This is a genomic window from Rhizobium sullae (genome assembly GCF_900169785.1).
GTDB classification, from domain to species: domain Bacteria; phylum Pseudomonadota; class Alphaproteobacteria; order Rhizobiales; family Rhizobiaceae; genus Rhizobium; species Rhizobium sullae.
In genome coordinates this window covers 42,584-59,976 of sequence record NZ_FWER01000031.1, presented here as the reverse complement: position 1 = coordinate 59,976, position 17,393 = coordinate 42,584, and the positions used below count along the sequence as shown (strand labels likewise).

Genomic DNA, 17,393 nt, shown 5'->3' with positions numbered 1-17,393 from the left:
TCGAAGCCCCGGCTGCGTCCGAATTCAACGAACTCGTCGGCTGACATCCGACCATCAATCACCTCGCCAATGAGGTAGAGGTTCAGCGAACGCTTGCCGGTCTTGCAATGTGCAAGAACGGGGCCTTCCGACTCATCGACCGCCCGCTGAAAGGCACGTACGTCCGCTTCGGTGATCGTGTCCGCCGTGACAGGAATGAACGCGTAGGACAGGTCGCACTGCTTCGCTTCCTGGCTTTCGGCTTGCGTTCCCGGCTGGGAAGGATCCTCGTTGTCCGGTCGGTTGTTGATGAGCGTCGTGAATCCTTGGTCGCGCAACGACCGGACGTCCTCGACACTTGGCTGTGGCGAGACCGACACTTTCTCGGATATTGCGGTGATAGGCATGACGGGCTCCATGTATCGCATCAATATACGATCTAATATATTGTATAATGATATGTGTTCAAGATCAGGCGCGGAACTTTGTGCTCGCCTGTTGTTCCGGCGCAGAGGAGAAGCACCATGGCCCCGACAGCGAACCGTGTGAGCGCCCAGACATCCGACGAAATCAACCGACGCCTGCGCTGGCAGATGGAGGAGAGGCTCGCCTAGTACGAGGCTCATCCCGATCAGATCGAAACAAGGCTGGCGGAACTTGACCGGGAGTGGGAATCGAGCGATCGCTCGAGGCGAATGCTTCCACATTGGCCTTCACGGAAGCAGCAGTAAAGCGCGCCCCCATCCGCTGCTTTAGCTTAGGCGGCGATAAATTCCGCCACCTGGGTCGGTGAATGCTTCCGGGTGAAGCGCGGATGGGTGACACCGGCCGTCATCCGTTGAATCAAAATCGCTGAGCCAAGAACGGCAGATTTGTTCAGCCGGGAGCTCGACATCTACCAGTCCGCAATCGGCCCCATCTTGGCCAGCGCGATTACGGTGCGTAATCCATTTTCTACGCGAAGCGGAAACCATTCCGATTTGAGGGTGCGATATGTCGATTTTATAAGTCTCTGTGCAGTCAGGCCCACGCAACCAAACTTCCGTTCAAAGCCCGCCCCTCCTTATAGAGCTTCGACATTCAAGCATGCGTGAACGTGCCCCGACGCAATCTCTCGCAACTCCGGACGCGTCCGCTTGCAATGCTCGGTCGCGATTGGACAGCGGGGATGGAAATGGCAACCGGAGGGCGGGTTGAGCGGCGAGGGGATTTCGCCCTGGATCGGCATGAACTTACGTCGCTGCAGCGAGATCTTCGGCATGCCGTCGAGCAGCATGCGCGTATAGGGGTGCGCAGGCGATGCGAAGAGCTGCTCGGTCTTGGCAAGCTCCACGACGCGGCCGAGATACATTACGGCTACCCGGTCGCACAAATGGCGGATGACGCCAAGATCATGGCTGATGAAGATCATAGCAAGGCCGTTGTTGCGCCTTATGTCCATCAGGAGATTGATGATCTGCGCCTGAACAGACACGTCGAGCGCGGCCACCGCCTCATCGCAGATCAGCATGTCGGGCTTCACTGCCAGCGCCCGGGCGATGCCCACGCGCTGACGCTGACCGCCGGAAAATTGATGAGGGTAGCGGCCGACGCTGTCCGCGGGCAGGCCGACGCGCGCAAGGATGTCGACCACGTAATCCTTCACCCGTGAGCGCGGCACTAGCCCGTGCAGGACCGCCGCCTCGCCGACGATCTCGCCGACGCGTAGGCGTGGATTGAGAGAGGAAAGCGGATCCTGGAAGACCATCTGGATTTTCAGTGCATCCCGCTTACGGGTCAGGAAGCTGTCGTAGGGCTCACCGCGGAAGCGCCGCTCGCCGGAAGAGGCAGGCAGGATGCCGGCGATCATCCGCGCCAGTGTCGATTTCCCGCAGCCGGATTCGCCGACGACGCCCAGTGTTTCGCCCTTGCGCAGCGTGAGCGAGACGTTGTCGACGGCGCGCAGCACGGTGGGCGGGCGGTCACGCAGAAAGTGGTTCGCGAGATCGCGAAATGCGCTGCGTCCCGCTATGAAGCTGCGCGACAGATCCGTTGCTTCGAAGATCATCTCGTTCATGCGTCAGCCCTCGAATGGATGATAGCACCAGATGCGGTGCGTGGCCGATAGCTCCGTCGCCGGCACCGGCTCGCTGCAGATCTCCGTCGCCCGCTCGCAGCGGCTGGCGAAGGGACAGCCCTTTCCGAGCGAAAGCAGCGAGGGCATGTTGCCCGGGATCTGCCTCAGCTTCTCTCCTGGTATGTTGCAAGAGGGAACGGAATCGAGAAGTTTGCGGGTGTAAGGATGGCGCGGGGAACCGATGATGTCCTCGGTCGTGCCGATCTCCATCATGGCGCCGGCATACATGACCATTATCCGGTCGGCGAGTTCCGAAAGCGTCGAAAGATCGTGAGTGATCCAGATCATGCCGAGGCCGCGTTCATCGATCTGGCGGCGGATATGGTAGATGATCTGGGCCTGGATCGTCACGTCGAGAGCCGTCGTCGGCTCGTCGGCGATGATCATGTCCGGTCCGAGCAGCAGGGCGGTGGCGATGACGACGCGCTGGCGCATGCCGCCCGACATCTCGTGCGGATAGGCGTTCAGCCGCTCCTCCGGCGAGGGAATACCCACTGCCTTCAGCGCCTCGATGCAGCGCTCGTGCTTCTCCTTGCGGGAGACAGTCTCGTGCTCGCCGATCGCTTCGTACATCTGGTCGCGCACGCGCATCAGCGGGTTCAGCGTCATCAAGGGGTTCTGGAAGGCCATGGCGATCCGCCGGCCGCGATAGCGGCGCATCTCCTCGAAGTCGAGTACCGTCAGCTCCGTACCATCGAGCGAGATCGAGCCGGAAACAATGCGGCCCGGCTCATCGACCTGGCCCATGATCGACATCCCCGTCACCGACTTGCCCGAACCGGATTCGCCGACGATGCCGAGCACTTCGCCGCGGCGAAGGTCGAAGGAAATGTCGCGCACCGATCTCACCACACCTTGGCGAGTGAAGAACCAGGTGTTGAGGTGGTCGACTTGGAAGAAGGGTTCCGTCATTGCCCGGCTCCTCTAGCGGTCGAGCCGCGGGTTGTTGAGATCGCGCAACCGGTCTCCAAGCAGGTTCATCGCGACGATCATCACCAGCAGCACCACCCCCGGATAGATGCTGATCCAGTACTTGTGCGAGAAGATGAATTCGTAGCCGCTGGCGATCAGCATGCCGAGCGAGGGCCTGGTGAGTGGCAGGCCGACGCCGAGGAAACTCAGTGAGGATTCGAGCGAGATCGCCGCGGCGATGTTGAGCGTGAAGAGCACGATGATCTGCGGCATGCAATTCGGAAGCACGTGGCGCAGCATGATACGTGTGGGCGAAAGGCGCAGGCACCTTGCTGCCTCGACATATTCCTTGCTGAGTTCGCTCATGGCGAAGGATCGGGCCGTGCGCGCATAATAGGACCATTGCACGATGACGATGGCGAGCACGACCTTGCTGACGCCGTTGCCCAGGATAGCGAGGATCGCAAGCCCGACGAGCAGGGCGGGAAGGCCGAGCATGAAATCGACCGCACGCATGATGATCGCGTCTGTCACGCCGCCACGCCAGGCCGAGAGAAGCCCGAGCCCGGTGCCGAGCACCATTGCGGCGCCTGCCGCCACCAGCCCGACGAAGACGCTGATCCTGATGCCGTAGAGGATTGCGGAAAGCATGTCGCGGCCGAAGCTGTCGGTGCCGAGACGGAAGACGAAATTCGTCTCCTGCTCCAGAGATTTCGCGATGGCGAGGACGGTGAAGTTTTCAGGGAGCGTGCCGTTCGAAACGATCCTGACCTTGCCGCCCTCCGGGTTGTCGACGGTCCACCAGGGCTGGACGATATGCTTCTTGCCGCCTTCCACGGTGGCGCCGGCCGGCAAGTTGCGGATCTGCAGGCTGGCGAGCTTGGTGCCTTCCGGCAGCACGCCGACGCCGAGACAGTTCGCTCCGCAGGACTCGGCCGCGATACTATTGCGGGTCTGTGCCGGTGAAGCAGGTTCGACGGAGGCCGCACCCACCTGGAGGCGGATGTTGGCGCGGACTTCCTCTCCCGGCACCATGCGCTTCGAGCCGGCGGGCTTCAACGCATCGGAAAGCTGAAGCTGCGTCAGGTCGTAGGGGTCCGTTGGCGAGATCAGGGGCGCGAGGAGGGCGCAGACGACGAAAACGAGGCTGATTAGCAGACAGATGATGGCTGTGCGGCTTTCGGCGAAACGCCGCGCGAAATCGTTGAATCCGGTTAGGCTCATGCCGCCCGCCTCAGAATGGATTTCACGCGCGGATCGATGGCCATATGCAGGATGTCGACGATGAAGTTGATGGCGATGAACAATAGCGCCGTATAGGTGAGTTGGGCCACGATCAGCGGACGGTCCAGTACCTTGATCGAGTTGATTAGTAGCTTGCCAAGCCCCGGCCAGGAAAACACTGTTTCGGTGATCACGCCGTAGGCCAGTAGGTTGGCGAGTTCGATCCCTGTTACGGTGATGAGCGGAACCAGCGCATTGCGCAGGATATGCCTGACGACCACCTTACGGCTGCGCACGCCTTTCGCATAGGCGAACTTAACGAAGTCGAGGCGGGAGATTTCCATCGTCGCGGCGCGCGTGACGCGCATCAGCAGCGACATCTTGAGGAGCGCCAGGCTGAAAGCAGGCATGACGACATGCGACCAGCCGTCGAGCGTCCAGAGGCTGGTGGTGATTCCGAAATGGGTCGCCACCTGACCCCGGTCGCCGACCGGCAGGATTGGCAGAGCGATGCCGAAGGCGACGATCAGGAGCATGCCCTGCCAGAAGGTGGGGATGCTGACGCCGATCAGGGAGAAGGCTATGACGCCACGCCCGAGCGGCGATTCCGGTCTAAGCCCCGAATAAAGCCCGGCCGGCACGGAAACGGCAATGGCGATAATGAAGGCCACCAGACCGAGTTCGAGGCTCGCCGGCAGGCGCTGCAGCAGGATGCTGGTGACGGGTTCCTTGTAGACGAAGGAGGTGCCCCAGTCTCCCTGCACGGCATTGCCGAGGAAGATCAGGTATTGCTGCCAGAGCGGCTTGTCGAGCCCGAGTGCGGTGATGGCGGCCAGCCGGTCGGCCTCCGAAGCTTCCGACGAGATCAGGATGTCTGCCGGATTACCGATCAGCCACACTCCGACGAACAGCACGACCGACAGCACAAAGACCACGACCACGCTTTGCAACAGGCGCTGCAGCACGAAGGAGGACATCAGCGGGCAGCCTTCAGATAGGCGTTGATGTTGCGCTGTTCGACGGTCGGCATCGCCCCCGCCGCAAGATCCTGGACCAGCGATCCGAAATGCAACGCATATTCGGCGCATATGCCGCCCGTACTGCCGGTCTCAAGCCGGTTCTCGATCTCAGTGCGCAGTGCCTGGCCGCCCGGGAGTTGTGCCAGTTCGTCCAGGAAGGGCGCCTTGCCGGCTGCTGCGGCCATGGCGGCATCGTGGACCAACTCATGGCCCCTGTGTTTGCCGAGGGTCTCGCCAAGCCGCATCATGGCGAACTCGCCGAAGATCGCCCCGTGCGACAGGTCCAGATTGGTCCGCATCCGCTCCGTACTAACATAGAGGTCGCGCGCCAGAAGCTCGGTCCGCACGAGGATTTCGGAAATGGCGCTGATCACCTCTGCCAGTCCGTCCTCGAACATCTGGTTGGCGCTGCCGTCGGATTCGAACGGGCGATGGGCGGTCGCCATCAGCATGCCGGCGCAGGAATAGAGCTTGTTGCTGTTGGCGATGATGCCGTAGCAGAGGATCGGGTTGATCTTCTGCGGCATGGTGGAGGAGCCGATGGTGCCTTCGATACGACCTTCGTGCAGTTCCCCGTACTCCTCGGAGGAACTCTGGTAGACCTCTTCGGCGATCTTGTGGCAGATGGAAGCCGTCAGGCTCAGCGCATTGACATATTCGCACATATGCGTGCGGATCGCCCGCGAGGGAATGGCCATTTCGCCCATGCCGAGAAGTGCTGCCACGCGTGACTGGAAGGCCGGGCCCTGCCTGCCCAGAGCCGAGAAACAGCCAACTGCGCCACCGGTTATGACGACGAAGGCCCGCTTTTCGGCTTCCCGAAGCCTGTCCGAGGCCTGAAGGAATTCGTCGATCCATACCGCGACCTTGAAGCCGAAGGTGATCGGCACCGCATGACGGTAATGGGTGCGCCCCGCCATGACGGTTTTCGCGTGGGTGCGGGCATGGCGGCCAAGATGGCGCAGGATGTCGGCGAGCAGCCCGTCCAGCACCGCCTGGGCACGCTTGGCGAGCAGCAGCAGTCCGGTCTGGATGACGTTCTGCGTGGTGATGCCCCAGTGGACATAGCCACCGTGCTGTGGGCCGCAGAGCCGGACGAGCTCGTTGATCAGCGGCATGAGAGGGTGACGGGTCGTCCGGTACGACGTGTCCAGCCGGTCCATGTCCAGATACTCGTAACGGCAATGTTCAGCGACCACCTCCGCCGAGGCGATCGGGATCATGCCGAGCTCTCCCTGAGCGAGCGCTACAGCCTTTTCGACATCCAGGAAGGCCTGGTACATGGCCGGCGGAGCAAAAGCGTCCCGCAGTCCCCGGTAGTCGTATTGTGACGTGAGGGCGTCGTTGAATTCTGTACCCATCTGGCTTTCGCACTTTCATGAATGAGAAGGCAAGGCCGGCGTGCCCGCCAGCCTTGCCGGTATCGTCTTATTCGGGGCGCGCGGTGTAGAAGATGTTGGTCAGGTTGGCGTTGGGGTCGTAATGCACGCCATTGCGTACGCCCCAGACGCCGAACTCGTGGTAGAGCGGCACATAGCCGTCGTCCTCGTAGACTTCGGCCACCGCCGCAAGGATCAGTTCTTCCCGCCTTGTGTCGTCCAGCGTCGACTGTGCGTCTTCAAGCGCCTTGTCGGTGACCTTGCTGGAATAACGCCCACGGTTTGCGCCGCCCCAGCCGCGGTCGGGATTTCGGGTGCCGGCGAGGTTGATCATCTGGCTCAGGCCTTCGCCCGTGTCGGCGGCGGCACCGGCCAGATAGAGGCTGAACTCGTAGGCGCTCGCCTTGGTGAAGTAGATACTGAACGGGAAGGTCTCGAGCGTCACGTTCAGCCCGATCTGCGAGAGCATGGCGGTCACCGCCTGAGCGACTTGCGCGCCATTGACGTAGCGGTCGCTGGGGGCGTTCAGCGTCATCGAGAAACCGTTCGGATAGCCCGCGTCGGCCAGCAGGCGCTTGGCCTCCTGCGGATCGTAGCGATAAGGCTGCAGACCGGGATTATGGCCGAAGACACCGTCCACGATGATCTGGCTTGCCGGTTGAGCCATGCCGCCCATCACGGTTTCGGCGATCTGCTCGCGGTTGATGGCGAGGTTGAGCGCCTTGCGGACGCGCGGGTCAAGGAAGGGGTTCTTTCCGTCGGTTCCAGAAACCTTCGGCGTCTTTTCCTGACCCTGGTCGGGCAGCAGGAAGATCAGCAGCGTGGAGGGAATGGACGACAGGTGGTACTTGCCCGAGGACTGGATGCTGTCGATGCTGTTGATTGGCACGGCGTTGATGACATCCACCGAACCGCCGAGCAGGGCGGCGATGCGGGCGCTGTTGTCCGGCAGGGATTTGACCAGCACCGAATCGTAGGCGGCCGGCGTGCCGTAATACTGTTCGTTGCGCTCTAATTCGATCTCAACGTCGGGCGCGAACTTCTTGACGCGGTAGTGCCCGATGCCGGGCGATACCTTGCCGCTGTTGAAGCCGGCTGTCTCTAACCAGTTGTCGTTACCGCAGGTCTTGGCGTCATAGGCCAGCGTGCGGCCGGTCGAGTTCTGGACGATGCCGATATTACTCAAGCTGCGCAGCAGGTTCGGATCGGGTTTCTTGGTGTCTATCTCGATCTTGCCATCGCCGGCATCCTTGATATCGGCGATCGTGGCGATGAAGCTGCTGAAGAGGCCGGGGCTATTGGGCACATTGCGCACCCGGCAGATCGAATAGATCACGTCGTCGGCTCCGAGCGCATTGCCGTCGTCGAACTTCGCCTTCGGCTCGAGCGTGATGACCCACTTGGTATCACCTTGGATCTCCCATGATTTCGCAAGGCGCGGTTCGACGTTGCCGTTGACGCCATTGGTGTAGACGAGCGCGTCCGAGATGTTCTCGCGAAGATCGAAATTGTAGCCGGCGCGGTGGAAATGCGGATCGACCGAGGTGGCGAGCGCGGCGACACCCACGCGCAATTGTTCAGCCGCTGCCGGAAGCGGCACAAGCGATGTCGCGGCTGCGAGCGCAAAGCCAAAAGATGCCAGTGACAAGTTTTTCATAGGTCCTCCTCCCATTTATTCTGTGGGACCGTATCGCCGCACTATCTGGTGAGAAATCGAATTTTTCTGGACTCGATTGAGTTTTTCTCAATTGAACGATAGAGATGGCGGCGGGAGGAAAACACAAATGCAAACAAGGCGTAGGGACCTGCCACCCATGACCTCGCTTCCGGTGTTCGAATCGGTGGGGCGGCACATGAGTATTGCCAAGGCGGCCGACGAACTCTGTCTGACACCCGGCGCAGTTAGCCGGCAGATCCAGAATCTTGAATCATTCCTCGGTTGCGATCTCTTCGAGCGGTCGCATCGAAGGATCACATTCACGCCGGTCGGCGAAGTGTACTGGGACAAGATCCATGTTTCACTCGGCCAGATACGCGCGGTGACGAGCGACCTATCAGTCGGCGTCGAACGGCGACCGCTCGTCATCGGTAGCCCGCGCGTCTTTCTGCAGAAATGTATCATGCCGGTGCTTGGAACGCTTTATGCGCGCCGTCCCGACATCGTCGTAAAATTCGTCACGGGCGGGCATGATGTCGAGGGGGTGGACGGTGCAATCCATGTGGGCGAGGCAATCAGCAAAAAGGGATTCGTGTGCGAGATATTGGGCGACGCTGACCTCACACCGGTCTGCAGCCCTGCCTATCTTCGCCGCGCGCCACCCCTCGATACACCCGACGATCTGGAACGGCATACTTTGCTTCGTTCCGCGGAATTCACCCGCAACTGGGAGCGTTGGCTGGGGCAGCGCGCTCCAAGAATTTTTTCCAGCACGCGCTTCATCGATCTCGAAAGCTCCGGCCTGGAACTGACGGCCGCAATCGAAGGACTTGGCATTGCGATTGTTCGCCAGAAGCTGGTCAAGCAGGAACTGGCGGATGGTCAACTCGTTGCGCTGTTTGAGAAAGACATGGTGCATGAGCACTATTTCTTCATGTTCGCCGATCCGAAACTTCGATCCGACAGTTTCCGATTCTTTCGCAATTGGCTGAGGGACGCGGTTGTGGAATAGAACAGGCCGGTGTTCAGTCCGCGGCGCGCTAACATACCTGGATTCTTCTGGTGAAGGCGTGATCGGATCCGCTCTGGGGAGGCTGGACGATCAAAAGACGAAAACCTAAAAGAGATTAAGCCCAAACCCGCCTCTTGAAGGAGGAGAAAGAATGAAACGCATCGAGATGGAAGTGAGCGGCGGCTGCCAGTGCGGTACCGTCCGCTACCACGCAACCGCTATGCTCGACAATTCGCATCTCTGCCATTGCCGCATGTGCCAGAAAGCCTCGGGCAACATCTTTGCCGCGCTCGTCGCTGCGCCCGATGATGCGCTCACCTGGACACGCGGCAAGCCGAGCGTCTGGAAGAGCTCGGAGCTTGTCGAGCGAGGCTTCTGCGCCAATTGCGGCACGCCATTGTTCTTCCACCACCTCGAAAACGGTCGCACCAACCTGATGATCGGCTCGCTTGACGATCCGCACGCCTTCTCGCCGCTTGCCAATACCTGCACCGAGAACATGGTGGCATGGTTCGAGACGATCACGGGCATAGAAAATACCGGTGCGACCGAAAGCAACGGCGCCGACTGGGCCGCGGCGATCAAGGAGAGCAACAACCAGCACCCCGATCACGATACCACCTCATGGGCGGTGAGGGGGCGTGAAGGCTGAGTCCTATTCCTGCGGTTGCAGGTGCGGCGCTGTCCGTTGCTGCTATTCCGAAAAGCCGTCGTGCCGGAAACCGACGACAGCAACGGCTTACTTTCAAGATGATGCACGCAGGGTGCCTGAAGGTCTGCTCTTTAGCTGCCTCGAAGCAGCCCGTCAGCTTCCGATGTCAGCACTGGTGTCCTGCACCCAGAAGCGGCCATTCGTTCAGCTTCACGGGTAGAGGGCAACTGCGGCTTCGGCCTGTAGCCACTGCACGGTGGCAGCAATCTCGGGTGCTGACTCACCTGGCCGTGTCAGAACGTGATGACGGAAGCCGGCGATCAATGGGCCGAACGGTTGCACCAGTTGGCCAGCCGCGAGTTCATCCTTCACCAGCGCCAGGCTGGCCAGCGCGATCCCTTGCCCGGCGACCGCCGCCTGGATCGCATGGCTCTCATCGGAGAATCGGAGTTGGGCGGGCTCCCTGGGTTCCGGCAACCCAGCTTCGGCGAACCAGCGCGACCATGTCGGATTGTCGGGATGCCGCCGCCGCCATTGGAAGTCGATCAGCGGCCACTGAGCGAAATCGGCAACGCTCGCGACCTTCAGCATCGGGTTGAAGACCGGCGCAAAGCGATCCGCGAACAGGGGCGTGACGGAAAAGCTCGGATAAGGGCCCGTACCATAGCGGATCGCGATATCGACCCCGACGGAGTCGAGATTGACCACTTCGTCGGACGCCTGAAGTTGCAGGTCGATATTCGGATGCAGCGCGCGGAAAGCGGTCACGCGCGGGACGAGCCAACGCGCCGTGAAGGCGATTGTGGCGGAAATCGTCACCTGCGCGCGACTCCGGCGGCGCGTGAGGCGCTCGATTACCTCCGCAAACGCATCGAAGCCGTCCCGCAACACAGGATAGAGCTGTGCCCCGGCATCGGTCAGCACGACCTGCCGGGTACGCCGCTCGAACAAGGCGATCCCGACATGTTCCTCTAGCGCGCGGATCTGATGGCTGACCGCCGTGGGCGTCACCGCCAGTTCGCTCGCCGCCCGCTTGAAGCTGCCATGGCGCGCAGCGGCCTCGAAGGCGCGAAGCGCGGACAAAGGCGGGAGGCGTCGGATCATGGATGAATTCACCTAATCTATCGGATGACGATTTGGAGTTTGTCGTCAGAGCTTTAACGCACGATCTTCCAGTCATCAACCTGGGTATCGGTTAGTTTTTCTTCACCGTAGCCCCAAATGCGAAGGAGTAAAATGATGAAACTGGAACGTGTATTCACCACGCCGGACAATTATGCGCCCTTCCTGCTATCGCAGGGGATCAGGTTCGGCAATCTGCTCTTCATCTCCGGTCAGGCTGGCGCGGGCGAGGACGGAAAGATCGTCGAAGGCGGTTTCCGCGCGCAGGGCGAACAGGCGTTCGCCAATCTGCGTCGCGCGCTGAAGGCCGGCGGATCGAGCCTCAAGGACGTCATTAAGGTGACGATCTTCGTTACCGACATGGGCAATTTCCAAGAGGTGGTCGAGCTGCGCCGGAAATTCTTCTCCGAACCCTATCCGGCCGACACGATCGCCGAGGTCAAGGCGCTCTACAATCCCGACGTGATGATCGAGATCGAGGCGATCGCCGCGATCCGCGATGCGGAGGGCAAGTGACATGGACGCGTCCGCATCCACCGGGGAGCGCGCCGACACGGCGCGCCTCTTCAATCCGCTGAAGATCGGGCAATTGGAAATCCGCAACCGGCTCGCGGTTGCGCCGATGACCCGGGTCAGCGCCACTGAGGCTGGCCATGCCACGGCTCGTATGAGCGACTATTATGGCGGCTTTGCCGAGGGCGGCTTCGGCCTCGTCATCACCGAGGGTCTCTACACCGATCAGCTCTTCTCGCAGGGCTATCTCTTCCAGCCCGGCCTGTCGGATGACGTACAGCGCGATGCCTGGAAGCCGATCGTCGAGCGTGTCCATGCGGGCGGCGCGCGCTTCGTCGCGCAACTCATGCACGCCGGTGCGCTCGGCCAGGGCAATCGCTTCCGCGACGACACGCGCGGTCCGTCGGCGATCCGACCGGCCGGGCATCAAATGGCGTTCTATCGTGGATCGGGGGTGTATCCGCTACCAGTCGAGATGACCAAGGCCGAAATTGACGAGGCGATCGCGGGTTTTGCTGCGGCCGCGGTCCGGGCGTGCGAAGCTGGTTTCGACGGCGTGGAGATCCACGGCGCCAATGGCTATCTGCTCGACCAGTTCCTGACCGAAGGCGTCAACATTCGCACGGACGCCTATGGCGGCGGGGCTGCGGCACGCCTGCGGATCACGCTGGAGACGGTCGAGGCGGTTCGCGCTGCGGTTGGCCCGGACTCCACTGTTGGCGTGCGGAGTTCCCAGGGCAAGGTCAACGACTTCGTCCACAAATGGCGTGGCGAGGACGAAGCAGCCGAAATCTACGGCCTGCTGGGCCGGCTTCCGATCGACTATCTCCACACCACCGAGTTCGAGGCGTGGCGCCCAGCCTTCACCGACGGCCCCAGCCTCGCCAGCCTAGCCAAGCACCATAGCGGCCTGCCGGTACTGGCGAACGGATCGCTTCATGATCCTGAGCGCGCGACCGAACTACTATCTGAGCATCGGGTTGACATGATCACGCTCGGCCGCGGCGCGCTGACGCATGCAGACTGGCCGCATCGCGTCGCGCAGGGTACAGCGCTCGCCGAGTTCGACCGCCGGATATTGTCGCCCCTCGCCGACCTCGACAACGCCGATCGTGTCCAGTCGACTAAATAGCATCGGTCCAGCCGAAGCATTCCCGCGCGACGACCCGGTAGAGTCCGCTTCCATCGCACCAGCGCCGGAAGCGGACTGTCGGCATAGGGGAATTTGAGACGAGGCCTATTGTAACAACAGGGTCGTTGGTTCTATTCGCCTTCAAGGCGACGTATTATACGAGTGTCCAGCTCTCGGGGACGCTTGCCAGTCAACGAGAGGTCGCACTTGCTCAACCCGGAAGGCGAAGATCAGCTGCGAGGCTGCAGCAGCGCCAAGGCGACCGTCGATGCGGCTAGGACGGCGGTAAGGGTCAAGGGGCCGACAGCGCCGTAGTGATCGACGACATAGCCGCCGAAAACCGCGCCAATACTGATGGCGACCTGAAAAGAGACGACCATCAGGCTCCCCGCTGCCTCCAGCGCGTCAGGTGCTCCGCGGGACAGATTGGTCGGCAGCACCACCGGCGCCATGCCGAACGCGAAGCCCCAAAGTGAAACGAAGGCGAATGCAACGCCTGTATGAGGACCCCAAAGCACCAAGGCGAGCGCCGCAACCGCCATCAGCGTGGCGGTTACACCAAGCGCCAGGCGGATACTTGCGTCGGCCATTCGGCCACCGGCGACGTTACCGATCACAGAGGCGATACCGAACCCAAGCAGCGCCAAGGCAATCGATTCGGTTTCAAGACGCGTCACTTGTTCCAGGAAGGGACGCACATAAACCGAGCCGGCAAAATGCCCTGTCATCAGCAAAAGGATGGCAAGCATTCCCAGTTGAACGCCACGCCGGCCTGTCAGCCGGAACACGTCGGCGAGGCTGTTGCTTGTGCTTGCGGGCAGCGTTGGCAAGCTGAGCGCCTGCAACACCATCGCAAGTGCGGCAAGTCCGGCGGTCATCGCCATGGCGATTCGCCATCCCAGCCAATCGCTGATCAAAGCGCCCATCGATGGCGCAGCTATGGTGGCGAGCGAGACGCCGAGGGTGACAATAGCCATGCCCCGACCTGTCGCATTTGCGCCAACCAATCTCGCCACGACCGCGACTGAAAGCGCCCAGAAACCGCTAAGCGCGATGCCTAGCCCGGCCCGTCCCAACAACAATAGCCAAAAATCGGTCGCTAGCGCTGCAAGAATATTGGATCCGATCGCCAATGCACTAAGACCGACCAGCACCGCCTTGCGGTTCAGTCTGCCAATGAGAACATTGCTCAATAGGGCCGTCACGGCGCCGACGGAAGCGGTAGCGGTGACGACCTGTCCGGCTGTTCCCTCAGTAATCCCGAGATCGCGCGCCATTGGCGTCAACAGGCCCGCCGGCAGGAACTCAGCCGATACCAGCGCAAAGCTGGTTGCCGCCATCGAAAGAACGGCAAACCAAGTCGCGGCGCTCCAGGCGGCTGGCTCGGCGGTATCAAAGTCTATCGCCGCGTCGGCGAGTTCTGATGTCGTGTCCGTCATTGAATTATCTCCTACGTTCGGAGATTTCATAGACGAACTTCCTAGGATGATATGTGTCTTACAATCCGAAATTCATGTCCATTCGTCCAGAACTTGTGCGGCGCACAATGCCCGGTGACACGCTGGTGATGCGCTTGAAGGCGCGAGCGAAAGATGCCTCCGACTCATAACCTAATCGGGAAGCAACTTCGGCAACTGACATGCCACCTTGGCCCAGCAACTCGCGGGCAAGCTGCATCCGCAGACGGCCAAGATAACGTGCCGCGCCTTCTCCTAAGATAGCGCTGAAGCGCTCGGCAAAGATCGAGCGCGACTGGCCTGCCACGGCCGCGAGGCTTTCGAGGGTCCAGTTATGGCCGGGGTCCCGGTGCATGGCTGCCAACACACGGCCGATGTGGGGGTCGCGGATCGCGGCGAGCCAGCCGGTGGTCGAGGCGCCGCTGCAATTTACCCAGCAGCGGATAAGCCGCGCTGCGAGCAAGTCTGCCATACGCGATAGGACGGTCGCGCTACCCATCTGAGGCTGTGAAGCCTCCGCCGTCATCGCCGCCAGCAGGGGACGAACGATCGGGTCATTGCCGGCTACATCGCAGCCCTTGATCATTGGCGGCATCAAGGCGATCAAAGGATTAAGCGCATACGCGCTCAAAGTCATGGAGCCGCAGAAGAGGGTGCTGGTCGCACCCGTTCCTTCCCGCACCACTTCGCAGACGTTGCTGCCCAACCTTGTTATCTGACAGCTTTTGAGGCAGTCGCCCTCAACATCTGGCGCGCTGGCTAATCGATGCGCGATACCTTGCGGCAGCAGCACCAGATCTCCATCGTTCAACTCCTGCCACCCTTGCGCTTCGGTATGGATCCAGCACGGACCCTGGCTCACGAAGTGAAAACGAAGTAACTGTTGTTGCGGAAAGGCGATGCTCCATGGATGTCTGAGTTCGCAGCGCCCATAGTTGACGCCACTCAAGCGAAAGTCTTGTAGCACTTCGCTTAGCGCATCCATTGGGATATTTGACGGCGACAACGGTCGAGACGAATGGTCAAGCATTTAGTCAATTTAGGTCTCGAGCGTCTGGCATGCAAGCACGATCGTATCGCGAGGCGATTGTTTCCGGCAGCGGTATTTTCTGTGAATTCGAGCGTGATCGCGGCCAGCACCGGCCTCTCTCATGCTGTCAGCCGATGGATTACGGGTTCCTTGGCCATATTGTAGGGATCGTAGCCGGGCAGTCCGGCAACACCGGCGATGGAGCCAAAGTTGATGATGCGACCATCACCGCTGGCTTTGAGGTAGCGGTAGGTCCTGGAAGATTAGTGCGAGCCTTTTGCGGGGTACCACCTGTACTATCCAAGCCGGCGCCAGCTTTCGGCGGCATTCAAGCTCGTTGTGGATTCGCTTCGCCATCGCGCCTGAAGCCGTCAGATTCGAGCGCGTAGGATCGTGAGCGGCCCCTTCCGGAGGTTCGGGCGAGGGAGATGTTCACACCGGAATTTCCAGCAGAGCGGCGGCGCGCCGCCTCCTGGTCGTCATCAACTAAGGTCAGCGTCGTTAAGAGCTTTGAGCGACTTCGCCGAAACGACAGTCGTTGAGCTGCATGATACCGGTCAAAGGGTGATGCGATATTGGCGTCTCGCGTCATCCTCCGGCGACCGCTTTGGGGTCGAGGTGAAATGCGTCGCAGGAAGTCAAGAGACTCCGGGCGCCACAAAAGCCAGCAGCGGCTCCATATCGTAATTATCTGCCGCTTTCAGCGCCTCAATATAGGCGGCGCGTCTCTCGCTCATCTTTTGAAGATCGGAGCCCGATGTCCAGTCGATAGGTTCGGCTCCATATATCTTTTCAAGAACGACGTCCGCCATGATGCGCGCATGCCGGCCATTACCGTTCGGAAACGGATGAATGAACACCAGCTTATGATGTAGCCGGACAGCCGCCTCGATCGCAGAGTACGTGTTGTTATCAGCCCAATACCGGGCATCATCTATGAGCCCCCGCAGTTGGGCTCCTATCTGCACGGGATCGATACCAATGTTTTTCCCCGTTTTGCGAAATGTGCCCGCCCAATTCCAAACATCGCCAAAAAGCCGCCGATGAAGCTCGATTGCAAAATCATCGGTCAGAATATCTTTTCGGCGCATACGAGAAATCCAGCGCAGCCCAGAAGCGATGTTCGCCTGTTCGAGCTCGTCCAACTCACTCTGCGTTTTAAGATGCTTGAATTTCAGCCCACCGACTTCGTTTGGGTCGAGAGGGGTCGCACCATCGGGATATTCGAACTCAAAGGTCACTTATCCTCCCAGAAATCGGAGGGCATCTGGTACATCAGCTCATTCATCAGGCGAGCGACTTCCTGCTGGGTCCGGTTGTGCGAAACAGTTTGGTCTTCCAGCGCCATATGCTTTGCGGCACTACCGACGATCGCTTGTGCTTTTTTCCTGGCCTGGGCGATGATGACATTTTCGATCGTCTGAGGTGGGACGAAGGCGTAGACGAAGCGGCAACCCATCGCTTCGGCAGTCGCCTCCATGGACTTCAGGGTCACACCGCCATCAAGCTCGGCTTTTTCGGCCTGCGCGATACGCGCGCGCGTGACGCCCATTTTCTTGGCGAGCTGCGCGCCCGACATGCCCAAAGCTTTACGCACCGTTCGGATCCAGCCTTCAGCCGGTATCTCGATATCGTTTCCAAGCGCGGTATCTACAATCGCCTGATACTGCCGACGTACGGTTTGCTTCACGCTCATTGGATACCCATATGTTGACGGATTAAGTCGTTTCGTCAACACAAAACTATACATTCAAAGGTAAAGCGTCAATATATCTATTGACGATCTTGGTGGAGCCGACAAGTTAGCCCAGCCCCCACGACAGACGCATTATGCTGGAAAGTCAGCCATGCCGTAAGCAGGATTATCGCAGTGGCAGTCCTTACGACCTAGGGCACGGCGTGGTTCTGAGGACGGCATACGCCCACTTATTCGTCGCTCATTGCCGGAGCCCAATGCCGATCAGCGTTTTGGGCTTGATATACAGATCGGGGGCTTGAAGGCTGCGCTGCGTCGCTCTTGAGACGGCAGGAAGGTCAGTTGCACACCATCGTGACCGACATTATGAGCCCAGGCTATTCGCCAGAAAGTGCTCGAGGAACTTCACTTCAGCAGAAAGACTTGGTCGGCCCTTTAACCAATACCGGCTTGGACGCCGGTTGGCGATCGTGTCGCGCCGGCGCGCGTTAAA

The 17,393-nt window shown here is 60.5% G+C and carries 16 protein-coding genes and 1 pseudogene; 5 read left to right on the top strand and 12 right to left on the bottom strand.

Annotated elements, in window-relative coordinates:
• The 7 genes from BN1800_RS24285 to BN1800_RS24250 form a co-directional block, all read right to left on the bottom strand.
• Positions 1-386: protein tyrosine phosphatase family protein (locus BN1800_RS24285; protein WP_087001501.1), on the bottom strand; the 386-nt coding region annotated here is incomplete at its 3' end.
• A 656-nt stretch (positions 387-1,042) separates the two neighbouring features.
• On the bottom strand, positions 1,043-2,026 hold the full coding sequence (locus tag BN1800_RS24275) for an ABC transporter ATP-binding protein (RefSeq protein ID WP_425299063.1): 984 nt from the start codon (positions 2,024-2,026) through the stop codon (positions 1,043-1,045).
• A 12-nt stretch (positions 2,027-2,038) separates the two neighbouring features.
• A complete protein-coding gene (locus BN1800_RS24270; protein WP_087001499.1) occupies positions 2,039-3,007 on the bottom strand; it encodes an ABC transporter ATP-binding protein in 969 nt (322 codons plus the stop codon).
• Between the two features lie 12 nt (positions 3,008-3,019).
• Positions 3,020-4,231, bottom strand: a complete 1,212-nt coding sequence (locus BN1800_RS24265; RefSeq protein WP_027513197.1) for an ABC transporter permease — start codon at positions 4,229-4,231, stop codon at positions 3,020-3,022.
• Positions 4,228-5,208, bottom strand: coding sequence for an ABC transporter permease (locus BN1800_RS24260; RefSeq protein ID WP_087001498.1), 981 nt, complete (start codon positions 5,206-5,208; stop codon positions 4,228-4,230). Before BN1800_RS24260 ends, BN1800_RS24265 begins: the two co-directional genes overlap by 4 nt.
• Positions 5,208-6,611 (bottom strand): class-II fumarase/aspartase family protein, encoded by a 1,404-nt coding sequence (locus BN1800_RS24255; protein ID WP_051336816.1) that lies wholly within the window; start codon positions 6,609-6,611, stop codon positions 5,208-5,210. The genes BN1800_RS24260 and BN1800_RS24255 overlap by 1 nt, the downstream gene beginning before the upstream one ends.
• Positions 6,612-6,678: 67 nt before the next feature.
• Positions 6,679-8,286 (bottom strand): ABC transporter substrate-binding protein, encoded by a 1,608-nt coding sequence (locus BN1800_RS24250; RefSeq protein WP_087001497.1) that lies wholly within the window; start codon positions 8,284-8,286, stop codon positions 6,679-6,681.
• 127 nt (positions 8,287-8,413) lie between these two features.
• On the opposite strand from BN1800_RS24250, the gene BN1800_RS24245 reads away from it, so the two are divergent.
• Both BN1800_RS24245 and BN1800_RS24240 read left to right on the top strand, forming a co-directional pair.
• Complete coding sequence (locus tag BN1800_RS24245) at positions 8,414-9,298, top strand: LysR substrate-binding domain-containing protein (RefSeq protein ID WP_087001496.1); 885 nt, start codon at positions 8,414-8,416, stop codon at positions 9,296-9,298.
• 151 nt (positions 9,299-9,449) lie between these two features.
• The gene (locus tag BN1800_RS24240) at positions 9,450-9,950 is read left to right on the top strand and encodes a GFA family protein (protein ID WP_087001495.1); all 501 of its coding nucleotides are present in this window, start codon (positions 9,450-9,452) and stop codon (positions 9,948-9,950) included.
• Positions 9,951-10,160: 210 nt separating this feature from the next.
• On the opposite strand, the gene gcvA is transcribed toward BN1800_RS24240, so the two are convergent.
• The gene (gene gcvA / locus BN1800_RS24235; protein WP_087001494.1) at positions 10,161-11,054 is read right to left on the bottom strand and encodes a transcriptional regulator GcvA; all 894 of its coding nucleotides are present in this window, start codon (positions 11,052-11,054) and stop codon (positions 10,161-10,163) included.
• A 132-nt stretch (positions 11,055-11,186) separates the two neighbouring features.
• Here gcvA and BN1800_RS24230 point away from each other — a divergent pair, with 132 nt between their 5' ends.
• Together BN1800_RS24230 and BN1800_RS24225 are read left to right on the top strand one after the other, a co-directional pair.
• Positions 11,187-11,588 carry a RidA family protein gene (locus tag BN1800_RS24230; RefSeq protein ID WP_425299061.1) on the top strand — a complete coding sequence of 134 codons (402 nt, stop codon included), beginning with the start codon at positions 11,187-11,189 and terminating at the stop codon, positions 11,586-11,588.
• A gap of 1 nt (position 11,589) precedes the next feature.
• Positions 11,590-12,717 (top strand): NADH:flavin oxidoreductase, encoded by a 1,128-nt coding sequence (locus tag BN1800_RS24225; protein WP_087001493.1) that lies wholly within the window; start codon positions 11,590-11,592, stop codon positions 12,715-12,717.
• A 230-nt stretch (positions 12,718-12,947) separates the two neighbouring features.
• Here BN1800_RS24225 and BN1800_RS24220 read toward each other — a convergent pair whose 3' ends face one another.
• Together BN1800_RS24220 and BN1800_RS24215 are read right to left on the bottom strand one after the other, a co-directional pair.
• Positions 12,948-14,156 carry an MFS transporter gene (locus tag BN1800_RS24220; protein ID WP_087001492.1) on the bottom strand — a complete coding sequence of 403 codons (1,209 nt, stop codon included), beginning with the start codon at positions 14,154-14,156 and terminating at the stop codon, positions 12,948-12,950.
• A 58-nt stretch (positions 14,157-14,214) separates the two neighbouring features.
• The gene (locus tag BN1800_RS24215; RefSeq protein ID WP_087001491.1) at positions 14,215-15,204 is read right to left on the bottom strand and encodes an AraC family transcriptional regulator; all 990 of its coding nucleotides are present in this window, start codon (positions 15,202-15,204) and stop codon (positions 14,215-14,217) included.
• A 267-nt stretch (positions 15,205-15,471) separates the two neighbouring features.
• On the opposite strand from BN1800_RS24215, the pseudogene BN1800_RS42710 reads away from it, so the two are divergent.
• Positions 15,472-15,570: pseudogene (locus BN1800_RS42710) on the top strand (LysR family transcriptional regulator); the annotation flags it as partial.
• A 272-nt stretch (positions 15,571-15,842) separates the two neighbouring features.
• Here the strand turns inward: BN1800_RS42710 and BN1800_RS24210 are convergent.
• Positions 15,843-16,445: a mobile mystery protein B gene (locus tag BN1800_RS24210; RefSeq protein ID WP_087001490.1), complete on the bottom strand. Its 603-nt coding sequence runs from the start codon at positions 16,443-16,445 to the stop codon at positions 15,843-15,845.
• Complete coding sequence (locus BN1800_RS24205; RefSeq protein WP_087001489.1) at positions 16,442-16,900, bottom strand: mobile mystery protein A; 459 nt, start codon at positions 16,898-16,900, stop codon at positions 16,442-16,444. Before BN1800_RS24205 ends, BN1800_RS24210 begins: the two co-directional genes overlap by 4 nt.
• Positions 16,901-17,393: the final 493 nt, after the last annotated feature.

Coding starts and splice junctions, on each gene's coding strand:
- BN1800_RS24245 (WP_087001496.1), top strand. CDS start 8,414: ATGCAAACAAGGCGTAGGGACCTGCCACCCATGACCTCGCTTCCGGTG.
- BN1800_RS24225 (WP_087001493.1), top strand. CDS start 11,590: ATGGACGCGTCCGCATCCACCGGGGAGCGCGCCGACACGGCGCGCCTC.
- BN1800_RS24205 (WP_087001489.1), bottom strand. CDS start 16,900: ATGAGCGTGAAGCAAACCGTACGTCGGCAGTATCAGGCGATTGTAGAT.
- BN1800_RS24265 (WP_027513197.1), bottom strand. CDS start 4,231: ATGAGCCTAACCGGATTCAACGATTTCGCGCGGCGTTTCGCCGAAAGC.
- BN1800_RS24220 (WP_087001492.1), bottom strand. CDS start 14,156: ATGACGGACACGACATCAGAACTCGCCGACGCGGCGATAGACTTTGAT.
- BN1800_RS24275 (WP_425299063.1), bottom strand. CDS start 2,026: ATGATCTTCGAAGCAACGGATCTGTCGCGCAGCTTCATAGCGGGACGC.
- BN1800_RS24215 (WP_087001491.1), bottom strand. CDS start 15,204: ATGCTTGACCATTCGTCTCGACCGTTGTCGCCGTCAAATATCCCAATG.
- BN1800_RS24230 (WP_425299061.1), top strand. CDS start 11,187: ATGATGAAACTGGAACGTGTATTCACCACGCCGGACAATTATGCGCCC.
- BN1800_RS24255 (WP_051336816.1), bottom strand. CDS start 6,611: ATGGGTACAGAATTCAACGACGCCCTCACGTCACAATACGACTACCGG.
- BN1800_RS24250 (WP_087001497.1), bottom strand. CDS start 8,286: ATGAAAAACTTGTCACTGGCATCTTTTGGCTTTGCGCTCGCAGCCGCG.
- BN1800_RS24270 (WP_087001499.1), bottom strand. CDS start 3,007: ATGACGGAACCCTTCTTCCAAGTCGACCACCTCAACACCTGGTTCTTC.
- BN1800_RS24240 (WP_087001495.1), top strand. CDS start 9,450: ATGAAACGCATCGAGATGGAAGTGAGCGGCGGCTGCCAGTGCGGTACC.
- gcvA (WP_087001494.1), bottom strand. CDS start 11,054: ATGATCCGACGCCTCCCGCCTTTGTCCGCGCTTCGCGCCTTCGAGGCC.
- BN1800_RS24260 (WP_087001498.1), bottom strand. CDS start 5,208: ATGTCCTCCTTCGTGCTGCAGCGCCTGTTGCAAAGCGTGGTCGTGGTC.